The sequence below is a fragment of the Pseudomonas sp. TH15 genome, from assembly GCF_016651105.1.
In the GTDB taxonomy this organism is placed as follows: Bacteria; Pseudomonadota; Gammaproteobacteria; order Pseudomonadales; family Pseudomonadaceae; genus Aquipseudomonas.
In genome coordinates, this window is record NZ_JAEKEL010000002.1 from 595,193 (window position 1) to 619,929 (window position 24,737).

Consider the following 24,737-nt stretch of genomic DNA (forward strand, 5'->3'; position numbering starts at 1 on the left):
ACCCCTTGACTACACTGTGTCTGTGTCTACTGCCTAAAGGGCACAACGCACATTTTTCGTGACAAATCACCTGTCAGATCTGACAGGTTACGACCACACATATTCTTGCTAGCGTCAGTCCACACGCATGTGCGCAATGGAATGACTCATGGCCGACCAAGACCTCAGCATCAGTACACCCGCTATCGCCAAAAGCTCATCGATTGCCACGATCGGCACGAGCTGGGGGCGGCCGGCCCGACAGGCGCAGCCTCATTCGAGCTGCCCTTGCCAACATCGCCGGGGCGAGGCTTTGACCCACAGCTGTCGCTGACCTACAGCAGCCAGACCGGCAACGGGCCGTTCGGGCTTGGTTGGGATCTGGGGGTGAGTCAGATCAGCCGGCGCACCAACAAGGGCGTGCCGCGTTACACCGATCACGACGAGATCATCGGCCACGATGGCGGGGTGTGGATGCCCGAGCTTGCAGCCGACGGCTCGATCAAGTCGCGTATTGAATCGACCTACGACACCGAGGACATCGGCCCGCACAACGTGGTGCGTTACTGGTCAAGGGTTGAAGGCGACTTTGCCCTGCGCGAATACTGGCAACGGACATCCAGCTCAAGAGAAGCCATTGCTCCGGGATTCTGGCTGATACACGGCGCCGATGGTTCGCTACACGTCTATGGCAAAACAACCGCCTCACGACTGCAAGACCCCAGCACTCCGGGAAGCGTCAGCGCCTGGCTGCTTTGCGAAAGCATGAACGCCCGCGGCGAACACATCTGTTACCTCTACAAAGCCGACGATCAGGATCCTGACCCGATCAATGATTACCGCGCCCAGCGCTATCTGGAGCGGGTGTGCTACGGCAACTTCACCGCGAGCAAAGACCTCTACGCCTGGACGGTGGAAAACCCGACCGAGCTGGATTGGCATTTTCAGTTGTTGTTCGACTATGGCGAACGCACCTTATCGTTGACCGAAGTCCCGGTGTATGGCGGCGACACGTTGCTGCCTTGGCCCGTGCGTCGGGATCCCTTTTCCACCTACGGCCAAGGCTTCGAAATCGGCACCCGTCGACTCTGTCGACAAGTGCTGATGTTTCATCACTTCCCCGTCAGCCTGCGCGGCAAACCGGTGCTGGCCCGACGCCTGTTGCTGGAATATACCGAGGCCACACCCACCTGGTCGTTCAGCCAGATCAGCGCCGCGTTTTATCAGGCCTTCGATGCCAGCGGCAGCGTCGAGGATTCGCCGCCGGTGGAGTTCGCCTACTCGGCCTTCGAGATCAACAAAACCCCGCAGCGCCTGCTTGAATCGGAACATCAGCCAGGCATCGAAGATGGCGGTTTCTATCAGTGCGTCGACCTCTACGGCGAAGGCGTGCCGGGGTTTCTCTGCCGTTACGACCAAAGCTGGTATTACCGTCAACCGCTGCGCGCAACGGCGGGAGGCGATGAAATCGGTTACGGCCCCTGGACAGCGCTGGAGCAGATTCCCGTAGCCAATCGCAGCCGAGCGGTGCAGCAACTGCTCACTGACCTTACCGGTGACGGACGCCTCGACTGGGTCACCGCGCAACCGGGCGCCAGTGGTTTGCGCAGCCTGAATGCGTTGCGTGAGTTCGGCGACTTCACACCCTTCCACGCCTTCCCGCTGGAGTTTTTCCACACGCTGTCACAACTCGGTGACTTCAGCGGCGACGGGCTCAGTTCAATCGCCTTGATCGGGCCGAACTCGGTGCGTTTGTACGCTAACCGACGTGAACACGGTTTCGCCGCGGCAGAAGACGTACCGCATGCCCCTGCCGAAGATCGCCTGCCACTGTTCAGCAATTCGCCCAGCGAACTGGTGCTGCTCGGTAATCTGTTGGGCAGCGACATGCCCGAACTGTGCCGCATCCGCCATGACCACATCACCTGCTGGCCGAACTTGGGCCACGGCCGGTTCGGCAAAGGTCACAAGATCAGCGACCTGCCCTTCACCTATGAACAGTTCGATTCGTCGCGGGTGCGCATCGCCGACCTCGACGGTTCCGGCGCGCCGGCGCTGATCTATCTGAAATCCGACGCGTTCGACATTTATCTCAACCGTGGCGGTAATGGCCTGGTGCAAACGCCGATCAGCGTGCCGTGGCCCGAAGGCGTGCGCTACGACCGTTTCAGCCAGGTGAGTTTTGCCGACCTGCAAGGCCTCGGTTGCGCCAGCCTGATCCTGACCGTGCCGTACATCAAACCGCAGCACTGGCGCTACGATTTCGTCGCCGCCAAACCTTGGCTACTGACTTCCAGCAACAACAACATGGGTTGCAGCGCCAGCGTGATCTATCGCAGTTCCGCGCAGGAATGGCTGGACGAAAAACAGCAAATACTCAAGCTCAAACGCCTGCCGGTTTCGCATTTGCCGTTCGCGGTGGCCGTGGTCAAAAAACAACAGCAACTGGATGAAATCACCGGCAACTGCCTGACTCAGACCTTCACCTGGCGCGAGGGGGTTTACGACGGCCGGGAACGCGAGTTCCGTGGTTTTGGCCTGTTGCAGCAAACCGACAGCGAAAGCGCCACCGGCGATGATGACGTCGGCTTCAGCCAACCGGTGCGGGTCCACACCTGGTTTCATACCGGGCAAGCGATGGATCGGCCGCGTGATGGCTATTTCAGTGAGGACGCGCACGCCGTCGCACTGGGCAACACACTGTTCAGCTGTTACCACGCCGGTGACGAAATCGATGAGCCGATCGCCCCACACGATGCCGACAGCCAATACCAGATAGCCCGAGCGCTGGTCGGCTCGGTCAGCCGCATCGAAACCTATGCCGATGCGGATATGGATCAAGCGGACATTGCTACACCTTATGCGGTGCAAGAGCGGCGTTATCTGGTGCGCGAAGTCCGGCCCAAAGGGCCATACGAGGCCGCCGTGTTGCTGCCGCTGGTACTGGAAACCATCAGCTATCAGTACGACCGGTTCATCGACGATCCGCTGTGCCGTCACGAGGTCAATCTGCGCTGGAACGACTACGGCCTGTCGACCCATGCGTTGGCTGTGAGCTACCCCCGCAGGCTAGTCGACTCGGATACCCCGCCGTTCAGCGATCCCGATGAACAACAGTGGTGGCGCGACGCCCATGACGAGGCGCAGCAATCTTTCTACATCAGCGAAACCCGCGCGAAATACATCAACCTCTACAGCAATCGCCAACAGTGGCGGCTGGGCCTGCCGTGGCAGCAGCGTGGCAACGCGCTGGTCTTGCCGAAAGGCCCATTGCCAGAGGGACTGTCGGCAAGTGAGGTGTGTTTCGAACAACTGGTGTTGCATCAGGATTCGCCGTACTGGAACACGCAACGGGTTCTGACAACACAGTCGGTGCAGCGTTATCTACAGGCGGATGGCTCGCCGCTGGACGACGGTGTCGCCGAGTTCGAAGCACTGGCCGGGCCGCTGGAACTGGCGCAGATGGACAAGACCGCACTGGATGCCTACAACGTGCTGCCGCCACCGTTCGATATCCGGGCCGAACTGAAAAAGATCGGTTATACGGCCATGCCGTTGCTGTTTGAAACCGAGCCGGACGATGCCGAAGAAAATCTGTGGTCATCGACATTCGGCTACGCCGGGTACGCCGACCTCAAAGGGTTTTATCAGGTACACAGCTACCAGGAAACCCCGAGCCATGGCGTCACCAAAGCCGAGCACGACGACTATCGGCTGGCGATCACCCGCGTCGAGTTGCCGGATGGCTGCACCACCCAGGTCGCCTACGACTACCACGCGCTGCAACCCGTGCGCATCATCGACGCCAACGAGAATATCGAGGAGGCGATTTACGAACCCTCCGGTCAGCCGCTGGCCACCAGTTTCCACGGTACCGAAAACGGTATGACTGCCGGTTTCAAATCGTTGAGCGAGTACCGCCGCCCCGAGGATCATCGCCCGGAGACGGCGATCGCAAATCCGCAAGAGGCGTTGCAAAAAGCCGCCAGCACCGTGCGCAAGGACCTGTTCAGCTGGATGGGGAAAATTGCGCCCGACAACCGCGCCAGCGGCGAATGGATCGCCAACGGTTACATGCTGCCCAGCGGCCATGTTCGTGCCAGCGCGCGCCGGCGACTCGCGCGAAGCGGCAGTCTGCCGGCGGCAGAACAGAACTTGCGCGAAGCGCTCGCAACAACCCGCCGCATGCCGGTGCACAGCGTCGTCCTCAGCGCCGACCGCTACCCCGATGACCCCGTGAAGGCACAGATCCACATCACCAAGGCCTGCGTCGACGGCTTTGGTCGGCCGCTGCAAACCCAGCAATTGGTTGATCCGGGCCTGGCCTATGCGGTGGACGCCGACGGCTCGCTGATCGTTGAAGACGGCCAGTTCGTTGAGGTTCATGCCGATCCACGCTGGCGTATCAGCGAGCGGGTCGAATACAACAACAAAGGCTTGGCGGTGCGACAGTTCCGGCCGTTTTTTGCCAATGCCCACGGTTACATCAACGACCGGTCGCTGCACGATCTGGGGTATTTCGATCAGTTGTTCTATGACCCGCTGGGGCGTGCGGTCAAACGGGTCAACGCCCAGGGCGACTTCTCCCGCGAAACCTATCATCCGTGGTATCACGCCAGTGAGGACTTCAACGACACCGCTGAGCCGGTGCCGCCAGAACGGACCTCACGGCGATGACCGCCACCGTACATGCGCGCACACCCGCACTCGCAGTGAGTGATGGCCGTGGCCTGCCGATTCGTCAGGTCGCCTATTTGCGCAGTGTCGCGGGCAAAGAGGCGACGGCGCTGATAAGCCGTCAGACGCACGATGTACATGGACGGTTGGTGGCGCAATGGGATCCGCGCTTGCCGGTTTCCAGTATCTCGACGGTTCACGGGCTGGCCGGCGAAGCACTGAGCGTCGCCAGTGTCGACGCCGGCTGGCGCCTCAGCCTGCCGGGGCTGGCCGCTGAGCCGCTGCACCGCTGGGACGAACGCGGCGGTCATTGGCGTTCGACCTTCGATGATCAGTTGCGAATAGTGGCGGTCGAGGGCCGTGATGCAACCGATGTCGACACGTTCATTTACGCCGATGCCAGCGCCGATGCCGGACTCAATCTTCGCGGCCAAATGCTGGAACAGAAGGATCCGTCCGGCGCGTTACGCGTGAACAGCTATGCCCTGACCGGCCAACCGTTGAGTGAAACCCGCACATTTCTCGATGGCGAAGCCTTCACCAGTCAGCGCGTTTTCAATCCGTTGGGGGCGGTGCTGGAACAGATCGATGCCGGCGACCATCGCCAGCAATCGAATTACGGTCAGGCCGGGCAGCTCAGGCAGTTGCTACTGCTGGTCAAAGGCCAGACAGAGGAGGAAGCAGTATTGCTCGACGCGCAGTACAACGCCGCCGGGCAGATCATCGAACAACTGGCGGGCAATGGGGTGCGCAGCCGCTGGACTTACGATCCGGCCAATGGTCGCTTGCGCAACCAGTCCAGCCGCAAAGACGCCAAGGCCCTGCAAGATTTCGAATACTTTTACGACCCGGTCGGCAACATTACCCGAATCGACGACCACGCCTTTGCACCGAGCTGGTTTGCCAACCAGCTCGTCGACGGCCACCGCGATTTCAGCTACGACTCGCTGTACCGGCTGATCAGCGCCAGTGGTTACGACGACGGCCCGCTCTCGGACATTCCCGGGCTGCCGCAGCCTATCGATCCGAAAAACCGCCTCAACTACACCCAGATCTACACCTACGATACGGGAGGCAACCTGACTGAACTGGTCCATGAGCGAGCCGGTGCCGGCTACACGCGCCAGATGCGCATTGCCCCGACCAGCAACCGTGGCGTGCGCTGGCAACCGGGCGACCCCGAACCTGTCTTCGACACATTGTTCGACCGCCACGGCAACCTGCTGGCCGTACAACCCGGCCAGCCCCTGCAATGGAACGCCCGCGACGAACTGCAAAGCGTCACCCTGATCCACCGCGAAGGGGGTCAGGATGATGCTGAGTATTATCAATACAGCCAGGGTCAGCGGGTGTTCAAACGCCATGAAACCTTCAGCGACAGTGCCGGACATTTTACTCAGGTGCGCTACCTGCCGGGTCTGGAAATCCGCACCCTGGACAGCGACGAAGAACTGCAAGTGATCAGCGTCGGCAATGCACGCTGCCTGCACTGGGCGCAAAAGCCCCCGCCGACATCGACAACAATCAACTGCGCTACAGCCTCGAAGATCACTTGGGATCCTGCACGATGGAACTGGATCACAACGCGCAAACGATCAGCGAAGAAGGCTACTACCCGTTCGGTGCCACGGCGTGGATGGCTGCCCGTTCGGCGATCGAGGTCAGCTATAAGTTCGTGCGTTATTCGGGCAAGGAAATGGACGTCAGCGGTTTGTATTACTACGGCGCCCGCTACTACGCACCGTGGTTACAGCGCTGGATCACTGCCGATCCGGCGGGTGATGTCGATGGGCCCAATTTGTATGGATTCGTTGGCAACAATCCCATCAATTACTTCGATAACGGGGGCTTCAGCCGATCGCCAAGCGAACTCAAGCGACAGATCACCTGGAATGCGCAGAACCTGTCGGCCGTTACTCAGCACATGCAAAGACTGCAAGGTCAGCTGATTGATCTGCAGTATCCGCGACAATGGCGCGCAACGATGGCCAAAAACGTTCTGCATCAGATTGGCAGCACCGCGACCGGATGGTTTACCTCTTTCAATGCCGCCACATTCGGCTCTGAAGCATTACTTAACGTGTCCGGCGATTTGATCGGACTGACACTTGGCAACCGGGTGGCCGACAAGAGCGTAGGCCGCTATGACTCATTGGTGGGTCCTCTGTCGTTAAACTCCCCTATTGTGCCGCGCACGTCCTCCTTCAAACGCGCGGCCATTTCGGCAGAACTTCAACCCGCGTCCCGCCTCCCTCGCGCGCGAAGTACGACGTGCGTACCCGCGAAGGTTTACAACAATTGGCTGTGGACGGCATCAGTAAAGTAGTGGGGGCTTATGTTCCCGGTGTCGGAGAAGCCATGGCCCTTGGCAGTACGGCGCAGGAGGCCAACGAGGCGGAAGAGGGGCTGTCATTGTTGAAGCTGGGGAAAATCCAGAACACCCTTGATGACCTTGGAGTGTTCGTCTCTAAGTTGACTGCTTCGACGAACGCCGCATTTGCCGAATTGGGCCTCAAAGAGTTCTACGACAAAGAAACCGGCACCCGCGATTACCTGATCGATCTGGCACTCAACCAGGTGGGCACAACAGATGCCAGAACTGTTCGCCAGTCAGAAGTGATGCAACTGGCCGACAAAGCCCGTGACAACGTCGCGATTGGTCGAGAGTTTTTGACCATGTACCGGGAGAAGGCCCCCGCCATCCGCAATCGCTACCGGGCCAGCTAAGGTAATGAAGCATGACCTCGCTCCGATACCGAAACCGAGGTTGCAGTTGACCGGTCGCGTTCGTAACGCGGAGTCTTGTGCCTGACCCAAACGGGTGGCGCGCCGCAAGCACGAGTGCATGCTATGGTGCCCGCCCGACTTCCCACCTATTTGCGCCAGCATGCTGCCGACTTCCCGTACCCTGCGTTTGTCGTTGTATACCCTGTTGATCCTCGCCGGCGCAGCCCTCGCTGCGGGGCTGGCGATGCGTCACGCCGAACGTCAGGCCCTGGAAGAAGACGCCGCCCGCGCCAACCAGCAACTGGCGCTGTACGCCAATTCCCTGCACACCCTGATCGACCGTTACCGCGCCCTGCCCGCCGTGCTGGCGCTGGACCCGGAATTGCGTTCGGCCCTCGATGGCCCGGTCAGTCCTGAACAGCAGGACCTGCTGAACCGCAAACTGGAAAAGATCAACGGCGCCGCGCAGTCCTCGACCCTGGAATTGCTCGACCACACCGGACTCGCCGTGGCCGCCAGCAATTGGCGCTTGCCCAGCAGTTACGTCGGCCACAACTACGGCTTTCGCCCCTACTTCAGCCAGACTCGAACTCAAGGCACCGGGCGCTTTTATGCGGTGGGCGTGACCAGCGGCATTCCCGGTTACTTCCTGTCCAGCGCGGTGACCCGGGACAACGGAGAGTTCCTCGGCGCCATGGTGGTGAAACTCGAGTTTCCCGAACTTGAGCGTGAATGGAGCCAAGGCACAGACACGCTGCTGGTCAGCGATGCCCGCGGGATTATCTTCATCGCCAACCAGCCGGGCTGGCGCTATCGCCAGTTGAAACCGCTGAGCGACAGCGATCACGCCGAACTCAAGAACACGCGCCAATACGACAAGCAACCGCTGTCGCCGCTGGCCTATCAATCGAAACGGCGCTTTGACGACAACAGCGACCTGGCGCAAGTCGAGGGCCCCGACGGCACGGCGGATTACCTGTGGGAATCCCTGCCGCTGCCCGCCGAAGGCTGGACCTTGCACCTGTTGCGCCGCCCGCAAGTCGCTTTCGAAGATTTACGCAACGCCGGGCTCGCCGCTGCCGGCGTGTGGCTGGCGGTGGTGTTTCTGTTGCTGTTCCTCAACCAGCGCTGGCGTCTGGCGAAGCTGCGCCAGCGCAGCCGCGAAGAACTCGAACAATTGGTGGAAGAACGCACCCGCGACCTGCGCACCGCCCAGGACGGTCTGGTGCAATCGGCCAAACTTGCAGCGCTGGGGCAGATGTCCGCGGCGCTGGCCCACGAAATCAACCAGCCGCTGACCGCCCAGCGCATGCAGCTTGCTACTCTGAGGCTGCTGCTCGATCACGGCCGGGTCGATGACGCTTACAAGGCGCTGAAACCGGTGGACGACATGCTGACGCGTATGGCTGCGTTGACCGGCCACCTGAAAACCTTCGCCCGCAAAAGCCCCAGTGGCCTGCGCGAACGGCTGGACCTGGCGGCGGTAGTCGATCAATCCTTGCAGTTGCTCGATGCGCGCCTGCGCGATGAAAACGTCAGCACCGTGCTGCACCTGACCCGTCCGGCCTGGGTTCGTGGTGATGCTATTCGCCTGGAACAAGTGCTGATCAACCTGCTGCGCAACGCCCTCGACGCCGTGCAGGACAAACCCTGCAAACGCCTGGAAATCCGCCTCGAAGCCGATGAGCAATTGTGGCGCCTGAGCGTTTCCGACAACGGTGGCGGCATTGCCGAAGAACACCTGCCGAACGTCTTCGATCCATTCTTCACCACCAAACCGGTGGGCGATGGCTTGGGCCTGGGGCTGGCGGTCTCGTTTGCCATTGCGCACGAATCCGGTGGGCGCCTGTCGGCCGACAACCACGACAATGGCGCGGTGTTCACCCTGACCTTGCCGATCGATCTGGAGGTGCCCCTCTCATGCTGAATTCGGTGATCGTGGTCGACGACGAAAGCAGCATTCGCAGCGCCGTAGAACAGTGGCTGAGCCTGTCGGGATTCGAGGTGCAGCTGTTCAGCCGTGCCGATGAATGCCTGGCAAAGTTGCCGGCCCACTTCCCCGGCGTCATCCTCAGCGACGTGCGCATGCCCGGCATGACCGGCCTGGAACTGCTGGCCGAAGTGCAGCGGCGTGATGCCGACTTGCCGGTGATTTTGTTGACCGGCCACGGCGATGTGCCGATGGCGGTCGAAGCGATGCGCGACGGCGCGTACGACTTCCTCGAAAAACCCTTTAGCCCGGAAACCTTGCTCGGCAGCCTGCGCCGGGCCCTGGAAAAGCGCCGGTTGGTGCTGGAAAACCGGGCCCTGCACGTACAGGCCGACAACCGCGCCAAACTCGACGCCACGCTACTGGGTGTGTCCCGCGGCTTGCAGACTCTGCGCCGACAGGTGCTGGACCTCGCGACGTTGCCGGTCAACGTATTGATCCGTGGCGAAACCGGCAGCGGCAAAGAGTTGGTCGCCCGCTGCCTGCATGATTTCGGTCCGCGTGCTGACAAGCCGTTCGTGGCCCTGAACTGCGCGGCGATTCCCGAGCAGTTGTTTGAGGCCGAGCTGTTCGGTCACGAAAGTGGCGCGTTCACCGGCGCCTCGGGCAAGCGCATCGGCAAGCTCGAATACGCCGACGGCGGCACGCTGTTTCTCGATGAAATCGAAAGCATGCCGCTGGCGCAGCAGGTCAAGTTGTTGCGGGTGTTGCAGGAGCAGAAGCTTGAGCGGCTGGGGTCGAACCAGAGCATTCGTGTGGACTTGCGGATCATCGCCGCGACCAAACCCGACCTGCTGGACGAAGCCCGCGCCGGGCGTTTTCGAGAGGACCTGGCCTACCGTTTGAACGTCGCCGAGTTGCGCCTGCCGCCGTTGCGCGAGCGCCGCGAAGACATTCCATTGCTGTTCGAAACCTTTGCCCAGAATGCCGCCGAACGTCTGGGGCGGACCTTCCCGCCCTTGAGCGGCCCGCAACTGAGCCATCTGCTGAGCCACGACTGGCCGGGCAATGTGCGGGAACTGGCGAACGTGGCCGAGCGCCAGGTATTGGGCCTCGGTGAGCCAGAACCGGCGGGCATCGACCCTGGCCAGTCGCTGGCGGCGCAACAGGAAGCGTTTGAAGCGCATTGCTTGCGCGCGGCGCTGACCCGGCACAAGGGTGATGTGAAAGCGGTGCTTGAAGAGTTGCAACTGCCGCGCCGCACGTTTAATGAAAAGTTACAGCGGCATGGGTTGAGTCGGGAGATGTTTACCGGCGAATGAAAGGCTGCGATCTTTTCGGCGATTTTCCGCTCACCACTTACTACCGATAAGCGGATTTCCGCTCAACAAAACCTCCTACCCCCTCTAAACCGGCCCTCCGCCCCTTGGCACAGCTCCTGCTATAGCCCCTGCAGGCTGCGTTTACACGCGCTCCACAAAAACAATTAAACGAAGGATCCTTCAATGGATAACTCCAACGCCCTGCCCCTCGGGTCGGCCGTCGCGCCCGCCAAAGAAAGAACCACTTCGAGCCGGATCAAATCGATCTTCAGCGGCTCGGTCGGCAACATGGTCGAGTGGTACGACTGGTACGTCTACGCCGCGTTCTCGCTGTACTTCGCCAAATCTTTCTTCCCGGCGGGTTCCACCACTGCGCAACTGATGAACACCGCCGCGATCTTCGCCGTGGGCTTCCTGATGCGTCCGATCGGTGGCTGGTTGATGGGCCTCTACGCGGACCGTGCCGGTCGTAAACGTGCGTTGATGGCCTCGGTGTACCTGATGTGCTTCGGTTCGCTGCTGATCGCCCTGAGCCCCAATTATGAAACCATCGGTATCGGTGCGCCGATCCTGCTGGTGTTCGCTCGCTTGCTGCAGGGCCTGTCGGTCGGTGGCGAGTACGGCACTTCGGCTACCTACCTCAGCGAGATGGCGACCAAGGAACGTCGCGGCTTCTATTCCAGCTTCCAGTACGTGACGCTGATCTCCGGTCAGCTCATCGCCCTGGCGGTGCTGATCGTGCTGCAACAGGTGCTGACCACCGAACAACTGTACGCCTGGGGCTGGCGCATCCCGTTCGCCATCGGCGCGCTGTGTGCGGTCGTGGCGCTCTACCTGCGTCGTGGCATGGAAGAGACCGAATCGTTCAACAAGGTCAAGAAAGAGAAGAAAGAAAGCGCCATGCGCACGCTGATGCGCCATCCCAAGGAACTGATGACCGTGGTCGGCCTGACCATGGGCGGCACTCTGGCGTTCTACACCTACACCACCTACATGCAGAAATACCTGGTGAACACCGTCGGCATGAGCATCACCGACTCCACCAGCATCTCGGCGGCCACGCTGTTCCTGTTCATGTGCCTGCAACCACTGATTGGCGCGTTGTCGGATAAGGTGGGTCGTCGGCCGATCCTGATTGCCTTCGGCGTGCTCGGCACGCTGTTCACCGTGCCGATCCTGACCACCCTGCACACCATCCAGAGCTGGTGGGGCGCGTTCTTCCTGATCATGGCGGCGCTGATCATCGTTAGCGGCTACACCTCGATCAACGCGGTGGTCAAAGCCGAACTGTTCCCGACCGAGATTCGTGCACTGGGCGTTGGCTTGCCGTACGCGCTGACCGTGTCGATCTTCGGCGGCACCGCCGAATACATCGCGCTGTGGTTCAAGAGCATCGGCATGGAAACCGGTTACTACTGGTATGTCACGGCCTGCATCGCGGTGTCGTTGCTGGTGTACGTGACCATGAAAGACACCCGCAAGCATTCGCGGATCGAGACGGACTGACTGCTTTATTTGAGGTGACTGTTCCGGCCTCATCGCGAGCAGGCTCGCTCCCACAAGGATCTGGTGTACGCAGATCCAATGTGGGAGCGAGCTTGCTCGCGATGTGGGCAACTCGGCTTTAAGTCAACTCGGCAACCGCTCGCTTGCCATACTTGTTCTGCGCGTAAGCCGCGCCCGCAATCATCACCACCAAAACCCCCGCCAACACCAGCGACGAGCCAATGGTGCCGAAATCCAGGCCGCCCTTTTCATGGGGTTTAGTCAGGAAGTCGCCCAGGGTTGCGCCGAATGGCCGTGTCAGCACGAACGCCACCCAGAACAACAGCACCGACGAAATCTTCGTGAAGTATTTGAGCAGCACCACCACCGCGATGGTGGAGCCGATCAACAGTGCGCCGCCGGCAAAGCCCAGGCCCGAGTCGTCGGCCAGGTAATCGCCGAGCGCAGTGCCCAAGGTGTTGGAAAACAGAATCGCCATCCAGTAGAACATCTCGCCACGAAAGGTCTGGACCTTGCTGACGTTCAACGAGTCGCCGCTCAGACGCCAGGCTGAGAAGATCCCCGCCAGAATCGCAATCAGGATCATCGAACCCGTGGCGTAACCCAACCCGAGGGTGCGGTCCATGAAGTCGGACATGGTGGTGCCGGCCGTGCTGGTGGACAGAATCACGATCCAGTACAGCACCGGCTTATAGGTTTTGGACATCAACTGCGTGACCAGGGTCAGCACGAACACACTGATCAAAATCAGCGAGCTGATGGCGTAGCCGACGTTGAGGGTCATCGACAGCAAGTCACCGGCGGTTTCCCCCAGGGTCGTCGCACAGATTTTCATCACCCAGAACGCCAGGGTGATTTGAGGCAGCTTATTCATTACGGGTAAAACTCCAGTGGTCATGACGGCCGTTTTCTTAGGGTTATGGCCGACGCGCAGACTGGCGGCGAAGCGGTGAAAAATAGGTAGGTGCTGTATGAAAAATCTGTCACACGCGGCGAAACCGCGATTAATCGCGAATTAATGCTCGCGCTGCATCCTGCACCTACCTGATCGATGACCTGCGCGACGTTCGCTCCAACGACGAAAGCGAATTAAATACGCCGCCCTTAATATCAAGTTAATCGATTGTTTTTAGCATTATTTTGCGCTTTTCAATCAATTTAGTTGGCGTAGCATGAAACCCATGCAAGACACACCCGCCAACAAATCTGGAGTCACGAACATGAAAACCAAACTGATCCTCGCTCTCGCCCTGTCGGTACTGGCTGCCAACACCTTCGCCGCAGACGGTTACGACCGCACCGGTTCCGCCGTTGCCGCCGATGGTTATGACCGCACCGGTTCCGCCACTGTCGCTGAAGACGGCTATGACCGTACCGGCTCCGCAACTTTCGCTGAAGATGGCTACGATCGCACCGGCTCCGCAACTTTCGCCGCCGACGGTTATGACCGCACGCAATCCGCTGCCATCAGCTAACCCCCTGCTTAAAAACGCACAGCCCGGCTTCGGCCGGGCTTAGTCATTTCTGGGGGAATGATATTTTTTAGCTCAGCACAAAGACCTGTGGGAGCTGGCTTGCCAGCGATGGCGATCTGTCAGTCGACATTTACATCGGCTGAAAACATGCCATCGCTGGCAAGCCAGCTCCCACAGGGTTTTGATTGGATGGAATATCAGTGCCTGACTGGAAATTGTTTGATCGTGCTTGCACTATTGGCCACCTGATCCAGCCATCTCCAAGAGCCCCAGCCATGCCCGACGACATCCACTTCTACGAACCCGCCAACGGCCACGGCCTGCCCCATGACCCGTTCAACGCCATCGTCGGCCCGCGCCCCATCGGCTGGATTTCTTCGCAAGATGCCAATGGTCACCTGAACCTGGCGCCCTACAGCTTCTTCAATGCGTTCAACTACATTCCGCCGATCATTGGTTTTTCCAGCGTCGGGCGCAAAGACAGCCTGAACAACATCGAGCAGACCGGCGAGTTCGCCTGGAACCTGGCGACCCGGCCACTGGCCGAGCGGATGAACCAGAGCAGCGCCATGGTCGCGCCCGACACCAATGAATTCGAGCTAGCCGGATTAACACCCGCCGCATCGAAAATCATTCAGGTGCCACGGGTCGCTGAAAGCCCGGTGTCCTTTGAATGCAAGGTCACGCAGATCATTCAGTTGCAGCGCGCGGACGGGAACGTGGTGCCGAGCTGGCTGATTCTCGGCGAAGTGGTCGCCGTGCATATCGCCAAGTGGCTGTTGAAGGATGGGGTGTACGATACCGCCGCGGCAGAACCGATTCTGCGCGGCGGCGGGCCAGCGGATTACTTTCAGCTGGGACCAGAGGCATTGTTCAAAATGTATCGCCCGGGGGCAAAAAAATAACTTACCAGAGCAGGTCGGCGTCTTCTTTGACGTCTTTGAGGCGGGTCAGCTCTTTGGCCGCGGCCAGATCGGCCTCGTTGGCAGTCTTGAAGATTTGCCCTTCAAGCACTTTATGAAAGCGCGGCGCACCCGTGCCACCGATGGCTTTGACGGCGATCGCGGCGTGGTAACCACCCTCGCCCGGTACGACAGCGGAAACAGCTTCAAAATGATCAAAGGCTTTACGTGCCATGTCGCGGATCCTGGCTAATTGAGAATGGAGCCATTAAACCCTCAACCGGCCAGTTTGTGTACCTGCGCCGTGGACTGACCCAACGCCTGGGCAGCCGAGACATCCTTGAAGGTATGGAAATCCAGGCTGTTGACCACCAGGTCTTGTACCAGCTCGGCGAAAATCTCCATGGCCGGCGTGTTGAAGTAAGCAGTCATGGCCTGTTGATGGGTCCAAAAACCGGACACCAGCCACAGGTCCGGATCGCATTGCGAGTGTTGCAGGGCAAAGCTCAGGCAACCGTTGGCTGCACGCGATGGTTCGATCAACGCGCTCAGGCGAATACCGAGTTCTGCCGAACGCCCGGCGCGGGCACGAACGAAGGCCATATGACTGACGGGGATCTGCGTAGACATGTTCAACCCTCCCAGGGAGTTGTGTAGCAGCCAGGGACGGGCTGCGACAGGATCCAAGATTAGGCGGCGCAACAGGGTTGCCGTTAGTCGATTCCTGCCGGCTTGTTGCACAATCCTGCGAGGATCAGTGAATCGGCCTGAAACGCCGGTCCAGACATGTCTGTGCGATGACACAACGGTTTCAAGCAAGTTTCAGCGCCGCGACACGGCTAAAACAATGCCGCGAAACAACCCAATGCAGAATCAGGCAAGCATCAGGCAGGATGTGTCTACCACTGTGGCTTGCACAAACTTATGCTCTGCCCATCAACAACGCCTCACCGAGGAGGCCCTGCATGTCGTCGTTCGATCACTTTCAAGCCCCGCTGGACGCCGACATGGAGAAACAGCGCGAGGAACTGGCCGCGATCATCCGCCGCAATACCAGCGAGGATGGCAATTACGCCACTGCCGTCAGCTCGCTGTTCATGTCGCGTCACAGTCAAACCCATCAGTTCGCCCCGGTGCTGGCGCAACCGGCACTGTGCATCATGGCCCAGGGGCGCAAGGAAGTTCGGCTGGCCGACGAGGTCTTCAATTACGACCCGCTCAATTATTTGGTGGTGTCGGTCTCGATGCCGGTAACCGGCCGCGTGGTGACCGTCACCTCTGAAGAGCCGATCCTCGCCGTGCGGCTGGACATCGACCCGGCGGAAATCACCGCGCTGATCGCCGACGCCGGCCCCATGGGCGTGCCGACCCGGCCCACCGGGCGCGGGCTGTACGTTGAACGACTGGACGCGGCGATGCTCGACGCCGTACTGCGCCTGACCCGTTTGCTCGATACGCCAAAAGACATCGCCATGCTCGCGCCGCTGATTCGCCGGGAGATTCTGTATCGCCTGTTGCGCAGCCAGCAGGGTCATCGACTGTATGAAATAGCCATCGCCAACAGCCAGAGCCATCGCATCAGCCAGGCGATCAAATGGCTCAACGGCCACTATGAACAGCCGTTGCGTATCGATGATCTGGCGAAGGAAGTGAACCTGAGCGTGTCGACGCTGCATCACCGCTTCAAGGCGATGACGGCCATGAGTCCGTTGCAGTATCAAAAGCAGTTGCGATTGCAGGAAGCCCGGCGCTTGATGCTGGCCGAAGGGCTGGAAGCGTCGGCGGCGGGGTATCGGGTGGGGTATGAAAGCCCGTCGCAGTTTAGCCGGGAGTACAGCCGGTTGTTCGGGGCTCCGCCGCTACGGGATTTGGCGCGGTTGCGGCTGTCTGTCTGATCCGGAATTTTTATGGCGGCTGAAGGCCTCTTCGCGAGCAAGCTCGGCTCCTACAAGGTTATGTGAACAACATAAATTCCCGTAGGAGCATAGCTTGCTCGCGATGAGGCCAGTCCAGCCCATACATCTCTGTGATCAGACCGCCCGGATCACATGCTTGATCTCTTGAAACGCCGCCAACCCCCAAGGCCCCAACTCACGGCCAATGCTGCTCTGCTTGTACCCGCCCCACGCCGCCTGCGGGAAAATCACCTGCGGTACATTGATCCACACCAGCCCCGCCTGTAACGCATTGGCCACACGATCCGCCGCTACAGCATCAGCCGTCACCACGCTGGCCACCAGGCCGAACTGGCTGTCGTTGGCCAGGGCAATCGCCTCGGTTTCGGAGGCAAAACTGCGCACGCAGATCACCGGGCCGAAAATCTCTTCACACCACAGCGCACTGTCGAGGGGCACTTCGGTGAAAATCGTCGGCTGCAAAAAATATCCGCGCGGCAGATCGGCCGGACGATTGCCGCCGCAAATCAGCCTGGCGCCAGCGCTCAAGCCACGATCAATGTGGCCGAGCACGCGCTGGTATTGCGCCTGATTGACCAGTGCGCCCATCTCCACGTTCGGGTCGAACGGGTCGGCCACGCGAATCGCTTCGGCGCGGGCCTGCAAACGGATCAGGAATTCATCCGCCAGTTCATCGGCGACCAACACGCGGCTGGTGGCCGAACACATTTGCCCGGCGTTGAAGAAACCACCGCCGCAGGCCAACTCCACGGCCAGTTCAATGTCGGCGTCTTTGAGCACCAGCAGTGAGGACTTGCCGCCCAATTCCAGACTCACGCCCTTCACGGTTTCAGCAGCACGTTGCATGACCTGAACACCGACCGCGTTGCTGCCGGTGAAGGAAATCTTGGCGATGCGCGGGTCAGCCGAGAGCGGCGCGCCGACCGCCAGGCCAGTGCCGCAGACCAGGTTGAACACGCCCTTGGGCAGGCCGGCCTCGGCGATGATCGCGGCCAGTTCCAGCTCTGGCAACGGCGTGACTTCCGATGGTTTGAGCACCACGCAGCACCCGGCAGCCAGGGCCGGGGCGAGTTTCCAGGCAGTGGTGACCATCGGGAAATTCCACGGCACGATCAGCCCGACCACACCGCAGGGTTCACGGCGCAGGCGTGCGCTGAAGTCGTCGCTCGGCAGCTCGACGGCGCTGTCCTGTTTGGCGTCCAGGCCCTCGGCCAGACCGGCGTAGTACTCGAACGTGGCGATCACGTCGTCGACGTCGATGGCCGCTTCGAACAGCGGTTTGCCGTTGTTGCTCGACTGCAAATGCATCAACTGTTCGCGACCGGCCTTCACGCCATCGGCGATTTTGCGCAGGATCGCACCGCGCTCGGTGCCGGTGGTTTTTGACCAGTCGTTGAAGGCAAGGGTCGCAGCATTAACGGCTTGATCGACGGCATGTGCATCGCCGCCATTAACGGTGGTCAACAGGGCTTCGGTGGCCGGGTTGAATACACGCAGGTGTTCTTGGCCGGCAGACCATTGGCCGTCGATGTACAAACCATCGAGAGCCGTTGGGAAAGTCATGCGAAAACTCATTTCGACACCGCCTTCATCCACGAAGTCTGATCGATTTCAATCAGGGTCGGGCCCTGACGATCGGTGGCAGCACGCAGTGCGCTGCGCAATTGCTCGACACCGTTGACCGCTTCGGCGGCGCAGCCCAAAGCCTTGGCCACACCGATAAAGTCCGGGGTGTAGATGTCCACGCCCACCGGTTCGATGGCGCGGTTGACCATATACTTTTTGATTTCTTCGTAGCCCTGGTTATTCCACAGCAGGACGATTACCGGCGTGCACGCTTCAACGGCGCTGGCCAGTTCCGGCAGGGTAAATTGTAGACCGCCGTCGCCGATCAGGCACACCACCGGAGGACGCGAAGAGCCCTCAACGCTGCCGCCGAGCCAGGCGCCGATTGCCGCCGGCAAGGCGTAACCCAAGGTGCCGTAACCGGTGGACGAGTTGAACCAGCGGCGCGGGCGCTCCGGGTTAAAGGTCAGGTTGCCGGTGTACACCGGTTGGGTCGAATCGCCGACAAACACAGCGTCCGGCAGCTCGTGCAGCACGGTTTCGAGGAATCGGGTCTGGGCCAAGGTTGGCGCATCCCAGGTGGCAGCCAGTTCTTCACGCAAGCGCGCGGCACGCACCTGGCCCCAATCGTTGCGACGCTCGGCCAGCGACTGGTGCGACAACGCGCTCAGCAAGGCTTGAGCGGCATTACGCGAGTCGGACACCAGCGCGACGTGCGGCGGATAGTTGCGTACGGTCTGGTCCGGGTCGATGTCCACGCGCAGCAGTTTGCCGGGGATTTCGAAGCCGCCAGCGAAGGTCACGTCGTAGTCGGTTTCGGCCAGCTCGGTGCCAATGGCCAGCACTACGTCGGCCTCGGCCACCAGGGCGCGGGTGGCGACCAGGCTTTGGGTCGAACCGATCAGCAGTGGATGGTTGGATTCGAGCATGCCCTTGGCGTTGATGGTCAGCGCGACTGGCGCGTCCAGCAGTTCAGCCAGTTCAGTCAGCTCGGCGGCGGCCTCGATGGCGCCGCCACCGGCCAGGATCAATGGGCGTTTGGCAACCGCCAGCAGTTCGGTCATGCGCGAAACGGCGGTCGGCGAGGCACCGGCGCGGTCGATGTTGACCGGGACGCTAGTGAGCAGGTCGTCAGCTTCTTCTACCAACACGTCCAACGGAATTTCGATGTGCACTGGACGCGGACGACCGGCCTGGAACAACGCGAACGCACGGGCCAACACGCCCGGCAACTCCGACGCCGACATCAGGGTGTGGGAGAACGCCGCCACGCCGCCGACCAGTGCACTCTGGTTCGGCAGCTCATGGAGCTTGCCGCGACCGCCGCCCAATTGGTTGCGGGTTTGCACGCTGGAAATCAACAGCATCGGGATCGAATCGGCATACGCCTGCCCCATCGCGGTGGTGATGTTGGTCATGCCTGGGCCGGTGATGATGAAGCAGACACCCGGTTTGCCGCTGGTGCGGGCGTAGCCGTCGGCCATGAAGCCGGCGCCCTGTTCGTGACGCGGAGTGACATGGTTGATGCTCGAACGGGCCAGCCCGCGATACAGCTCAACGGTATGCACCCCGGGAATGCCGAACACCTGCTCGACCCCGTAGTCTTCGAGTAACTTGACCAATACTTCGCCGCACGTCGCCATGTCTTTGCCCTTTTTGTTCGTTTGAGACGCCGAGCCTGCGCAGTGTTTATGATGCGTAGGCAAGCCCTGGGATGGCCTCATTGGAACGGGCGACAGGTAGCCGCAACAATGGATAAAAAGTCATACTAGCCATGTCCTCACGTCATACCTTGGGTCCTCATGAAACGACTGCCTCCCCTGCCCGCCCTGCACACTTTTCTGATCACGGCCCAATGTTGCAACTTCACCCGGGCGGCCGAGCAGTTGCACATCACTCAGGGCGCGGTGAGTCGACAGATCGCCGGGCTGGAAGATCATCTGGGTTATGAGTTGTTCATTCGACAAGCCCGAGGCCTGGACTTGACCGCCGAAGGACGGGAGTGGCTGCCGCGGGTTCAACAGATTTTCGGCTTGATCGGCGAGGCGGTGGAGCAGATCGGAGCGAAGCGCGAAACCCTGCAACTCAAGGCCCCGACCTGCGTGATGCGCTGGTTGTTGCCGCGCCTGATGCAATGGCAAAAGGAGCGCCCGGACGTGCCGGTGGAGCTAACCACCACGGTGCGGCACGGGGTGGATTTTCATCGTGAGCAGTTCGATGCGGCGGTGATCTATGGCGCGCCACCAGACACTTCACTGGCGTCACTTCGGCTGTTCGATGAGCAACTGACCCCGGTTTGCTCGCCGCTGCTGCTCAAAGGTACGCCAACGCTGAATACACCCGCAGACCTGCAACAGCATCTGTTATTACACCCGACTCACGATATTCAGGATTGGTCGGTGTGGCTGAACGCTGCCGAGCTGCAGCTGAACAACATCAGCAGCGGCCAGCATTTCGAAACACTGGACCTGGCGATGTCGATGGCGTCCCAAGGGACGGGTGTGGCGATTGGCGACTGGTCGTTGATTGGCGATGACCTGAGTGCCGGGCGGCTAGTCATGCCCTTTGAATTGAAGGTGAAAACCGGGTTGGCGTATTACCTCGTGTTGCCGCCAGCAGTCGAGCCGTCGCCACCGCTCGAAGAGCTGATGATCTGGCTGGTAGAACAAGCCCACACCCGCTGAAAACAAATGCCCCTGCAGGAGCTGCCGCAGGCTGCGATGTTTTGATTTTGTTTTTAAAGACAAGATCAAAAGATCGCAGCCTGCGGCAGCTCCTACAGGGGGTGCATCAGTAGCCGACGGTGTAGCGTTGGCGCGAATGTTTCGGTGCTTCAACTTCATCCAGCAGCGCAATCGCATAATCGGCGAATGTGATCCAGCTCCGGCCTTCAGCACTCACCAGCAAATCATCCTTGCCGATCCGGAACTTGCCGGTGCGCTCACCTTCCACAAACTCCGCCGATGGCGACAGGAAGGTCCAGTCCAGTTCCTTCTCCTGACGCAATGCATCAAGAAACGCAGCACCGGCGCTGGCCTCGGTTTTGTACTCGGCCGGGAAACCCGCGCTGTCGATCACTCGCGTGTCGTCCGGCAGCAACAACGAACCGGCACCGCCCACCACCAACAGACGTTTGACCCCGGCCTTTTTCACCGGCCCGACCACGGCGCTGGAAGGCAACGTCGAGAAGTGCGCGGCGCTGATCACCACGTCATGACCGGCGACGGCGGCTTGCAGTGCTTCGGCATCCAGGGCGTCGACGTTCTTGCTGACCACACCGGCACGCTGGCCGATCTTCGAGGTATCGCGGGCGATGGCAGTGACGCTGTGACCGCGACGCAGGGCTTCTTCCAACAGTTGGCTACCGGCACGACCGGTGGCACCGATGATTGCGATTTTGCTCATGAAGTTCTCCAGTTGGCTTGAGTGTTTCAAATGAGGCACAAATCTACTGAGTGAAGATATTCCCTATGCTGAGGAAACTTTGTGGCGAGGGGATTTAGCGAGTCACAACAGCGCTTCCCCATCATTAGAAACGGCGGATTACCACTTCATCTCGCCCTTGGCGACTTTCGCACTCAACTCCAGCGAGCTTTCTTCGCCCAGGGTCGGGTAGCGTTTTTTCATGGCTGCGATCAGTTCAGCAGAGTTTTTCGCCTTGGTGGTTTCTTCGTCGAAAGCCTTGATGTAGCCAGCGGTGAATTGCACAGCGGCCAGGGAACGGGCGCTCTCACCCAGGTAGTGACCCGGCACGATGGTCTTCGGTTTCAAGGTTTCGATCGAATGCAGCGTCGTCAGCCAGTCGGCGTGGGATTGCGCCGTCTGAGTGTCGGCCATCCACACGTGGATGTTTTCAGCGACGACCACGCCACCGACCACAGCCTTGATCGACGGAATCCACACGAAGCTGCGATCCGGCTGCTTGCCGTCCAGGCCCACTACCTGCAATTTCTGCCCTTCGAGCATCAGGCTGTCGCCCTTGAGCACGCCCGGCACGATGGTTTTGGCCGGCACGTCAGCGCCCATTTTCGGGCCCCAGAACGCCAGTTTGCCCTCGACGGTTTTCTTGATGTGATCCACGGTCGGCTGCGAGGCCAGTACTTTGGCGTTCGGGAAAGCGGCGGTCAGGGTGTCGAGGCCGAAGTAGTAATCCGGGTCACCGTGGCTGATGTAGATGGTGGTCAGTTGCTTGCCGCTGGCGCGGATTTTCTGTACCACTTGCTCTGCCTGGGATTTGCCGAATTGCGCGTCCACCAGGATCGCGTCTTTCTCGCCGCTGACCAGTACCGATGTCACTGGGAAAATCGCCTTGTCGCCCGGGTTGTAGACGTCCAGGGTCAGGGTCGATGCGGCGGCAGCGTGAGCGGCGAAGCCGAGGGTGGCGGTTGCCAGGAGAATGCGCTTGATTGCGGTGAAACCGATCATCTGTTGCTCCGTTGTCCGAATGCCGTGCTTGGCGATGGGACAGAGCTTAGTTGCATGACTCAGTACAAAAAATGCGATGCTTGAACATAGTTTGTTTCTGAAAGTGAGCAAATCATGGATCGTCTACAAGCAATGCGGGTGTTCGTCTCGGTGGTGGACCTCGGCAGCCAGTCAGCGGCGGCCGATCACCTGGACCTGTCACGGCCGGTGGTTTCGCGTTATTTGGCGGAACTGGAAGATTGGGTCGGCGCCCGGCTGATGCACCGCACCACGCGCAAGCTGAGCCTGACCGCTGCTGGCAGCGAGATCCTGCCGCGCTGTCGGCAGATGCTCGACTTGTCCACCGACATGCAAGCCGCCATCAGCGAACCGGACGAAGCGCCCCGTGGCCTGCTGCGGATCAGCGTCAGCACCTCGTTCGGCCAGGCGCAACTGGCGGACGCCATGGCCGCTTACGTTAAGCGCTACCCCGGCGTCAGCATCGATATGCAGATGATCGACCGCACGGTGAACCTGGTCGATGAGCGCATTGACCTGGCGATCCGCACCAGCAACGACCTGGACCCGAACCTGATCGCCCGCCGACTGACGGTGTGCCGCTCGGTGATCTGCGCCTCCCCGGCGTACCTGCAAGAACACCCGACGCCGCAGCGGGTCGAGGACTTGAGCCAGCACAACTGCCTGACCCACTCCTACTTCGGCAAAAGCCTTTGGCATTTCGAACAGGATGGCGAGCAAGTCTCGGTGCCGGTGCAGGGCAACATCAGCGCCAACGAGGCCAGCACCCTGCTGCGCGCGACCATGGCCGGTGCCGGCGTGGCGATGCTGCCCAGCTACCAGGCCGGCGTGCACATTCACAGCGGCGAGTTGATCCGCCTGCTGCCCCACGCCGAGCCACGACAAATGAACATGTACGCGGTCTACGCCTCACGCAAACACATGCCGGCGACGATGCGCAGTATGCTGGACTTCCTGGTGCTCAGATTCCCCGAAGAACCGGCGTGGGATGTGGGGTTTTAAGATCTTCTCGTATCAGTCACCTCTATGTTGGATGTGCCGACGCTTTCGCGAGCAAGCCCGCTCCCACAGAGGTGCATTAGTGTCCTGAATACCGGGTTACATGGGAGGGCCGCGCGGGTGGCAACTCAGTGGCGCTGACCTATGCTGAAGGTAATACCGAAGGGTATTCGTTCAGAGGTCAACGCCATGAACATCAGAACAAGAAGGTACCTCGCCATTTTCATCACCTGCGCGGCGACGCTGGCGCTGTATGGCACCGCTGCCTGGCGGGTCGAGCAGTTGCGCAACCTGCCTCGTGAATTCGCGAGCTGCAACTTCGAGCGCTGCATTCCCCACAACGCGACCCTCAACGCCCTTCGCTAGCGAAGCGTGTCAGGCCTCGTTGTCCTGATCGGCCTTCAAGCGGTCGCGGAAGGCCTTGGGCGAGATCCCCACTCGTCGCCGAAACAGGCGCGTGAAGTTGGTTGGATCGGAAAAACCCAACACGTCGGACATTTCGTAAATGGTCATGCTGGTGTAAGTCAGCAAGCGCTTGGCTTCCAGCAACTGCCGTTCGTGCATGATCTGCAACGCCGGTTGCCCCGCCAGCTCACGGCAGGTGCCGTTGAGGTGGGACACGGAAATCCCCAACCGATGGGCCAGGTCCTCGACCTTGACGTGCTGGCGATAGGTCTCTTCCACCAGTTGAATAAACCCGTTGAGGTATTCCCGGGCACGCTGCGGACGTTGACTGGCACTGCGGCGCTGGATCACCTGGCGGCTGACCCAGACCATGATCACGCTGACCAGCGAATGCATGAGCATTTCCCGAGCCGGTTGATGACCGGTGTATTCGCTTTGCAGCGCCGCAAACAGACTGTTGAGGTACTCGCTGTCCTTCCCAGCCGGGTAACTTTCGGCTTGCGCCAGGGCGTTCACCGAATTGCCCAGTTGCACCTGCAGATGGGCAACCAACGGCGCGGCCAACGTCACGACAAAACCTTCGACGTCTTCAGAAAAGCGATAACCGTGCACCGATAACGGCGGCAGGATCAGCATTGCCGGCTCGGTCAAATCAGTGCGTTTACCTTCGATTTCAAGCTCTGCCTGACCTTTGAAAACGAAGAGTAACTGGCACAAATCAGCATGGCGGTGGGGTTTGATTTCCCATTGATGTTCGCGGCTGCGTTTGGAAATGGTTTCACAGTGCAGCAAGTCGGGGGTCGGCCAGTCCAGGCTTTCACCGTAGAGCTTGAACACCGGAATCGAAGGCAGGTCAGGCTTGTTCATCACTTCAATCCAGGCCTCGGGGG

General features: G+C 60.3%; 22 protein-coding genes. 12 read left to right on the top strand and 10 right to left on the bottom strand.

The genetic code is table 11. The features are described from left to right. Positions 1 to 267: 267 nt before the first annotated feature. Positions 268 to 4,656 carry a SpvB/TcaC N-terminal domain-containing protein gene (locus tag JFT87_RS26555; RefSeq protein WP_446739741.1) on the top strand — a complete coding sequence of 1,463 codons (4,389 nt, stop codon included), beginning with the start codon at positions 268 to 270 and terminating at the stop codon, positions 4,654 to 4,656. Here JFT87_RS26555 and JFT87_RS28550 read toward each other — a convergent pair. Beyond that, the gene (locus JFT87_RS28550) at positions 4,590 to 5,090 is read right to left on the bottom strand and encodes a hypothetical protein (RefSeq protein WP_242487346.1); all 501 of its coding nucleotides are present in this window, start codon (positions 5,088 to 5,090) and stop codon (positions 4,590 to 4,592) included. The two genes, JFT87_RS26555 and JFT87_RS28550, sit on opposite strands and share 67 nt — an antisense overlap. A 213-nt stretch (positions 5,091 to 5,303) precedes the next feature. Then, complete coding sequence (locus JFT87_RS28555; protein ID WP_242487347.1) at positions 5,304 to 6,113, bottom strand: hypothetical protein; 810 nt, start codon at positions 6,111 to 6,113, stop codon at positions 5,304 to 5,306. 179 nt (positions 6,114 to 6,292) lie between these two features. Here JFT87_RS28555 and JFT87_RS28560 point away from each other — a divergent pair, with 179 nt between their 5' ends. From JFT87_RS28560 to JFT87_RS26580, 5 genes are all read left to right on the top strand, one after another. Then, the gene (locus JFT87_RS28560; RefSeq protein ID WP_242487363.1) at positions 6,293 to 6,982 is read left to right on the top strand and encodes an RHS repeat-associated core domain-containing protein; all 690 of its coding nucleotides are present in this window, start codon (positions 6,293 to 6,295) and stop codon (positions 6,980 to 6,982) included. Beyond that, positions 6,928 to 7,383, top strand: coding sequence for a hypothetical protein (locus JFT87_RS26565; protein ID WP_201206232.1), 456 nt, complete (start codon positions 6,928 to 6,930; stop codon positions 7,381 to 7,383). The genes JFT87_RS28560 and JFT87_RS26565 overlap by 55 nt, the downstream gene beginning before the upstream one ends. A gap of 118 nt (positions 7,384 to 7,501) precedes the next feature. Next, a complete protein-coding gene (locus tag JFT87_RS26570; protein ID WP_446739742.1) occupies positions 7,502 to 9,310 on the top strand; it encodes a sensor histidine kinase in 1,809 nt (602 codons plus the stop codon). Beyond that, on the top strand, positions 9,304 to 10,635 hold the full coding sequence (locus tag JFT87_RS26575; protein WP_201206236.1) for a sigma-54-dependent transcriptional regulator: 1,332 nt from the start codon (positions 9,304 to 9,306) through the stop codon (positions 10,633 to 10,635). Before JFT87_RS26570 ends, JFT87_RS26575 begins: the two co-directional genes overlap by 7 nt. Positions 10,636 to 10,818: 183 nt before the next feature. Next, positions 10,819 to 12,141, top strand: coding sequence for an MFS transporter (locus JFT87_RS26580; RefSeq protein WP_201206238.1), 1,323 nt, complete (start codon positions 10,819 to 10,821; stop codon positions 12,139 to 12,141). Positions 12,142 to 12,259: 118 nt separating this feature from the next. Here JFT87_RS26580 and JFT87_RS26585 read toward each other — a convergent pair whose 3' ends face one another. Next, positions 12,260 to 13,015, bottom strand: a complete 756-nt coding sequence (locus JFT87_RS26585) for a COG4705 family protein (protein WP_201206240.1) — start codon at positions 13,013 to 13,015, stop codon at positions 12,260 to 12,262. Between the two features lie 346 nt (positions 13,016 to 13,361). On the opposite strand from JFT87_RS26585, the gene JFT87_RS26590 reads away from it, so the two are divergent. Next, complete coding sequence (locus JFT87_RS26590; RefSeq protein ID WP_201206242.1) at positions 13,362 to 13,616, top strand: hypothetical protein; 255 nt, start codon at positions 13,362 to 13,364, stop codon at positions 13,614 to 13,616. A 275-nt stretch (positions 13,617 to 13,891) separates the two neighbouring features. After that, a complete protein-coding gene (locus JFT87_RS26595; RefSeq protein ID WP_201206243.1) occupies positions 13,892 to 14,521 on the top strand; it encodes a flavin reductase family protein in 630 nt (209 codons plus the stop codon). Position 14,522: 1 nt separating this feature from the next. On the opposite strand, the gene JFT87_RS26600 is transcribed toward JFT87_RS26595, so the two are convergent. Next, positions 14,523 to 14,753: a hypothetical protein gene (locus JFT87_RS26600; RefSeq protein WP_083375873.1), complete on the bottom strand. Its 231-nt coding sequence runs from the start codon at positions 14,751 to 14,753 to the stop codon at positions 14,523 to 14,525. A gap of 41 nt (positions 14,754 to 14,794) precedes the next feature. Further along, positions 14,795 to 15,148 (bottom strand): putative quinol monooxygenase, encoded by a 354-nt coding sequence (locus JFT87_RS26605; RefSeq protein WP_201206246.1) that lies wholly within the window; start codon positions 15,146 to 15,148, stop codon positions 14,795 to 14,797. Between the two features lie 335 nt (positions 15,149 to 15,483). Here JFT87_RS26605 and JFT87_RS26610 point away from each other — a divergent pair, with 335 nt between their 5' ends. Further along, positions 15,484 to 16,413, top strand: a complete 930-nt coding sequence (locus tag JFT87_RS26610) for an AraC family transcriptional regulator (protein WP_201206248.1) — start codon at positions 15,484 to 15,486, stop codon at positions 16,411 to 16,413. Positions 16,414 to 16,548: 135 nt separating this feature from the next. On the opposite strand, the gene JFT87_RS26615 is transcribed toward JFT87_RS26610, so the two are convergent. Then, positions 16,549 to 17,997: an aldehyde dehydrogenase family protein gene (locus JFT87_RS26615; RefSeq protein WP_201206250.1), complete on the bottom strand. Its 1,449-nt coding sequence runs from the start codon at positions 17,995 to 17,997 to the stop codon at positions 16,549 to 16,551. Between the two features lie 8 nt (positions 17,998 to 18,005). Then, positions 18,006 to 19,643, bottom strand: a complete 1,638-nt coding sequence (locus JFT87_RS26620) for a 5-guanidino-2-oxopentanoate decarboxylase (protein ID WP_201206252.1) — start codon at positions 19,641 to 19,643, stop codon at positions 18,006 to 18,008. Between the two features lie 159 nt (positions 19,644 to 19,802). Between JFT87_RS26620 and JFT87_RS26625 the strand changes: the two genes are divergently transcribed. After that, positions 19,803 to 20,684 (top strand): LysR substrate-binding domain-containing protein, encoded by an 882-nt coding sequence (locus JFT87_RS26625; protein ID WP_201206255.1) that lies wholly within the window; start codon positions 19,803 to 19,805, stop codon positions 20,682 to 20,684. Between the two features lie 106 nt (positions 20,685 to 20,790). On the opposite strand, the gene JFT87_RS26630 is transcribed toward JFT87_RS26625, so the two are convergent. Next, positions 20,791 to 21,405 (bottom strand): NAD(P)-dependent oxidoreductase, encoded by a 615-nt coding sequence (locus JFT87_RS26630; RefSeq protein WP_201206257.1) that lies wholly within the window; start codon positions 21,403 to 21,405, stop codon positions 20,791 to 20,793. 138 nt (positions 21,406 to 21,543) lie between these two features. Further along, entirely contained in the window at positions 21,544 to 22,425 is an 882-nt protein-coding gene (locus JFT87_RS26635) for an MBL fold metallo-hydrolase (protein WP_201206259.1), read from the bottom strand. A 114-nt stretch (positions 22,426 to 22,539) separates the two neighbouring features. On the opposite strand from JFT87_RS26635, the gene JFT87_RS26640 reads away from it, so the two are divergent. Further along, positions 22,540 to 23,445, top strand: a complete 906-nt coding sequence (locus tag JFT87_RS26640; RefSeq protein ID WP_207202658.1) for a LysR family transcriptional regulator — start codon at positions 22,540 to 22,542, stop codon at positions 23,443 to 23,445. Between the two features lie 186 nt (positions 23,446 to 23,631). After that, positions 23,632 to 23,808, top strand: coding sequence for a hypothetical protein (locus JFT87_RS26645; RefSeq protein WP_201206261.1), 177 nt, complete (start codon positions 23,632 to 23,634; stop codon positions 23,806 to 23,808). 9 nt (positions 23,809 to 23,817) lie between these two features. Here JFT87_RS26645 and JFT87_RS26650 read toward each other — a convergent pair whose 3' ends face one another. Continuing rightward, positions 23,818 to 24,714 carry a helix-turn-helix domain-containing protein gene (locus JFT87_RS26650; RefSeq protein ID WP_201206263.1) on the bottom strand — a complete coding sequence of 299 codons (897 nt, stop codon included), beginning with the start codon at positions 24,712 to 24,714 and terminating at the stop codon, positions 23,818 to 23,820. Positions 24,715 to 24,737 lie beyond the last annotated feature (23 nt).

Bases quoted from the DNA above. Each gene is read 5' to 3' on its own strand.
- JFT87_RS28560 (WP_242487363.1), top strand. From the start codon at position 6,293: ATGGCTGCCCGTTCGGCGATCGAGGTCAGCTATAAGTTCGTGCGTTAT.
- JFT87_RS26570 (WP_446739742.1), top strand. From the start codon at position 7,502: ATGCTATGGTGCCCGCCCGACTTCCCACCTATTTGCGCCAGCATGCTG.
- JFT87_RS26575 (WP_201206236.1), top strand. From the start codon at position 9,304: ATGCTGAATTCGGTGATCGTGGTCGACGACGAAAGCAGCATTCGCAGC.
- JFT87_RS26580 (WP_201206238.1), top strand. From the start codon at position 10,819: ATGGATAACTCCAACGCCCTGCCCCTCGGGTCGGCCGTCGCGCCCGCC.
- JFT87_RS26585 (WP_201206240.1), bottom strand. From the start codon at position 13,015: ATGAATAAGCTGCCTCAAATCACCCTGGCGTTCTGGGTGATGAAAATC.
- JFT87_RS26590 (WP_201206242.1), top strand. From the start codon at position 13,362: ATGAAAACCAAACTGATCCTCGCTCTCGCCCTGTCGGTACTGGCTGCC.
- JFT87_RS26595 (WP_201206243.1), top strand. From the start codon at position 13,892: ATGCCCGACGACATCCACTTCTACGAACCCGCCAACGGCCACGGCCTG.
- JFT87_RS26600 (WP_083375873.1), bottom strand. From the start codon at position 14,753: ATGGCACGTAAAGCCTTTGATCATTTTGAAGCTGTTTCCGCTGTCGTA.
- JFT87_RS26605 (WP_201206246.1), bottom strand. From the start codon at position 15,148: ATGTCTACGCAGATCCCCGTCAGTCATATGGCCTTCGTTCGTGCCCGC.
- JFT87_RS26610 (WP_201206248.1), top strand. From the start codon at position 15,484: ATGTCGTCGTTCGATCACTTTCAAGCCCCGCTGGACGCCGACATGGAG.
- JFT87_RS26615 (WP_201206250.1), bottom strand. From the start codon at position 17,997: ATGACTTTCCCAACGGCTCTCGATGGTTTGTACATCGACGGCCAATGG.
- JFT87_RS26620 (WP_201206252.1), bottom strand. From the start codon at position 19,643: ATGGCGACGTGCGGCGAAGTATTGGTCAAGTTACTCGAAGACTACGGG.
- JFT87_RS26625 (WP_201206255.1), top strand. From the start codon at position 19,803: ATGAAACGACTGCCTCCCCTGCCCGCCCTGCACACTTTTCTGATCACG.
- JFT87_RS26630 (WP_201206257.1), bottom strand. From the start codon at position 21,405: ATGAGCAAAATCGCAATCATCGGTGCCACCGGTCGTGCCGGTAGCCAA.
- JFT87_RS26635 (WP_201206259.1), bottom strand. From the start codon at position 22,425: ATGATCGGTTTCACCGCAATCAAGCGCATTCTCCTGGCAACCGCCACC.
- JFT87_RS26640 (WP_207202658.1), top strand. From the start codon at position 22,540: ATGGATCGTCTACAAGCAATGCGGGTGTTCGTCTCGGTGGTGGACCTC.
- JFT87_RS26645 (WP_201206261.1), top strand. From the start codon at position 23,632: ATGAACATCAGAACAAGAAGGTACCTCGCCATTTTCATCACCTGCGCG.
- JFT87_RS26650 (WP_201206263.1), bottom strand. From the start codon at position 24,714: ATGAACAAGCCTGACCTGCCTTCGATTCCGGTGTTCAAGCTCTACGGT.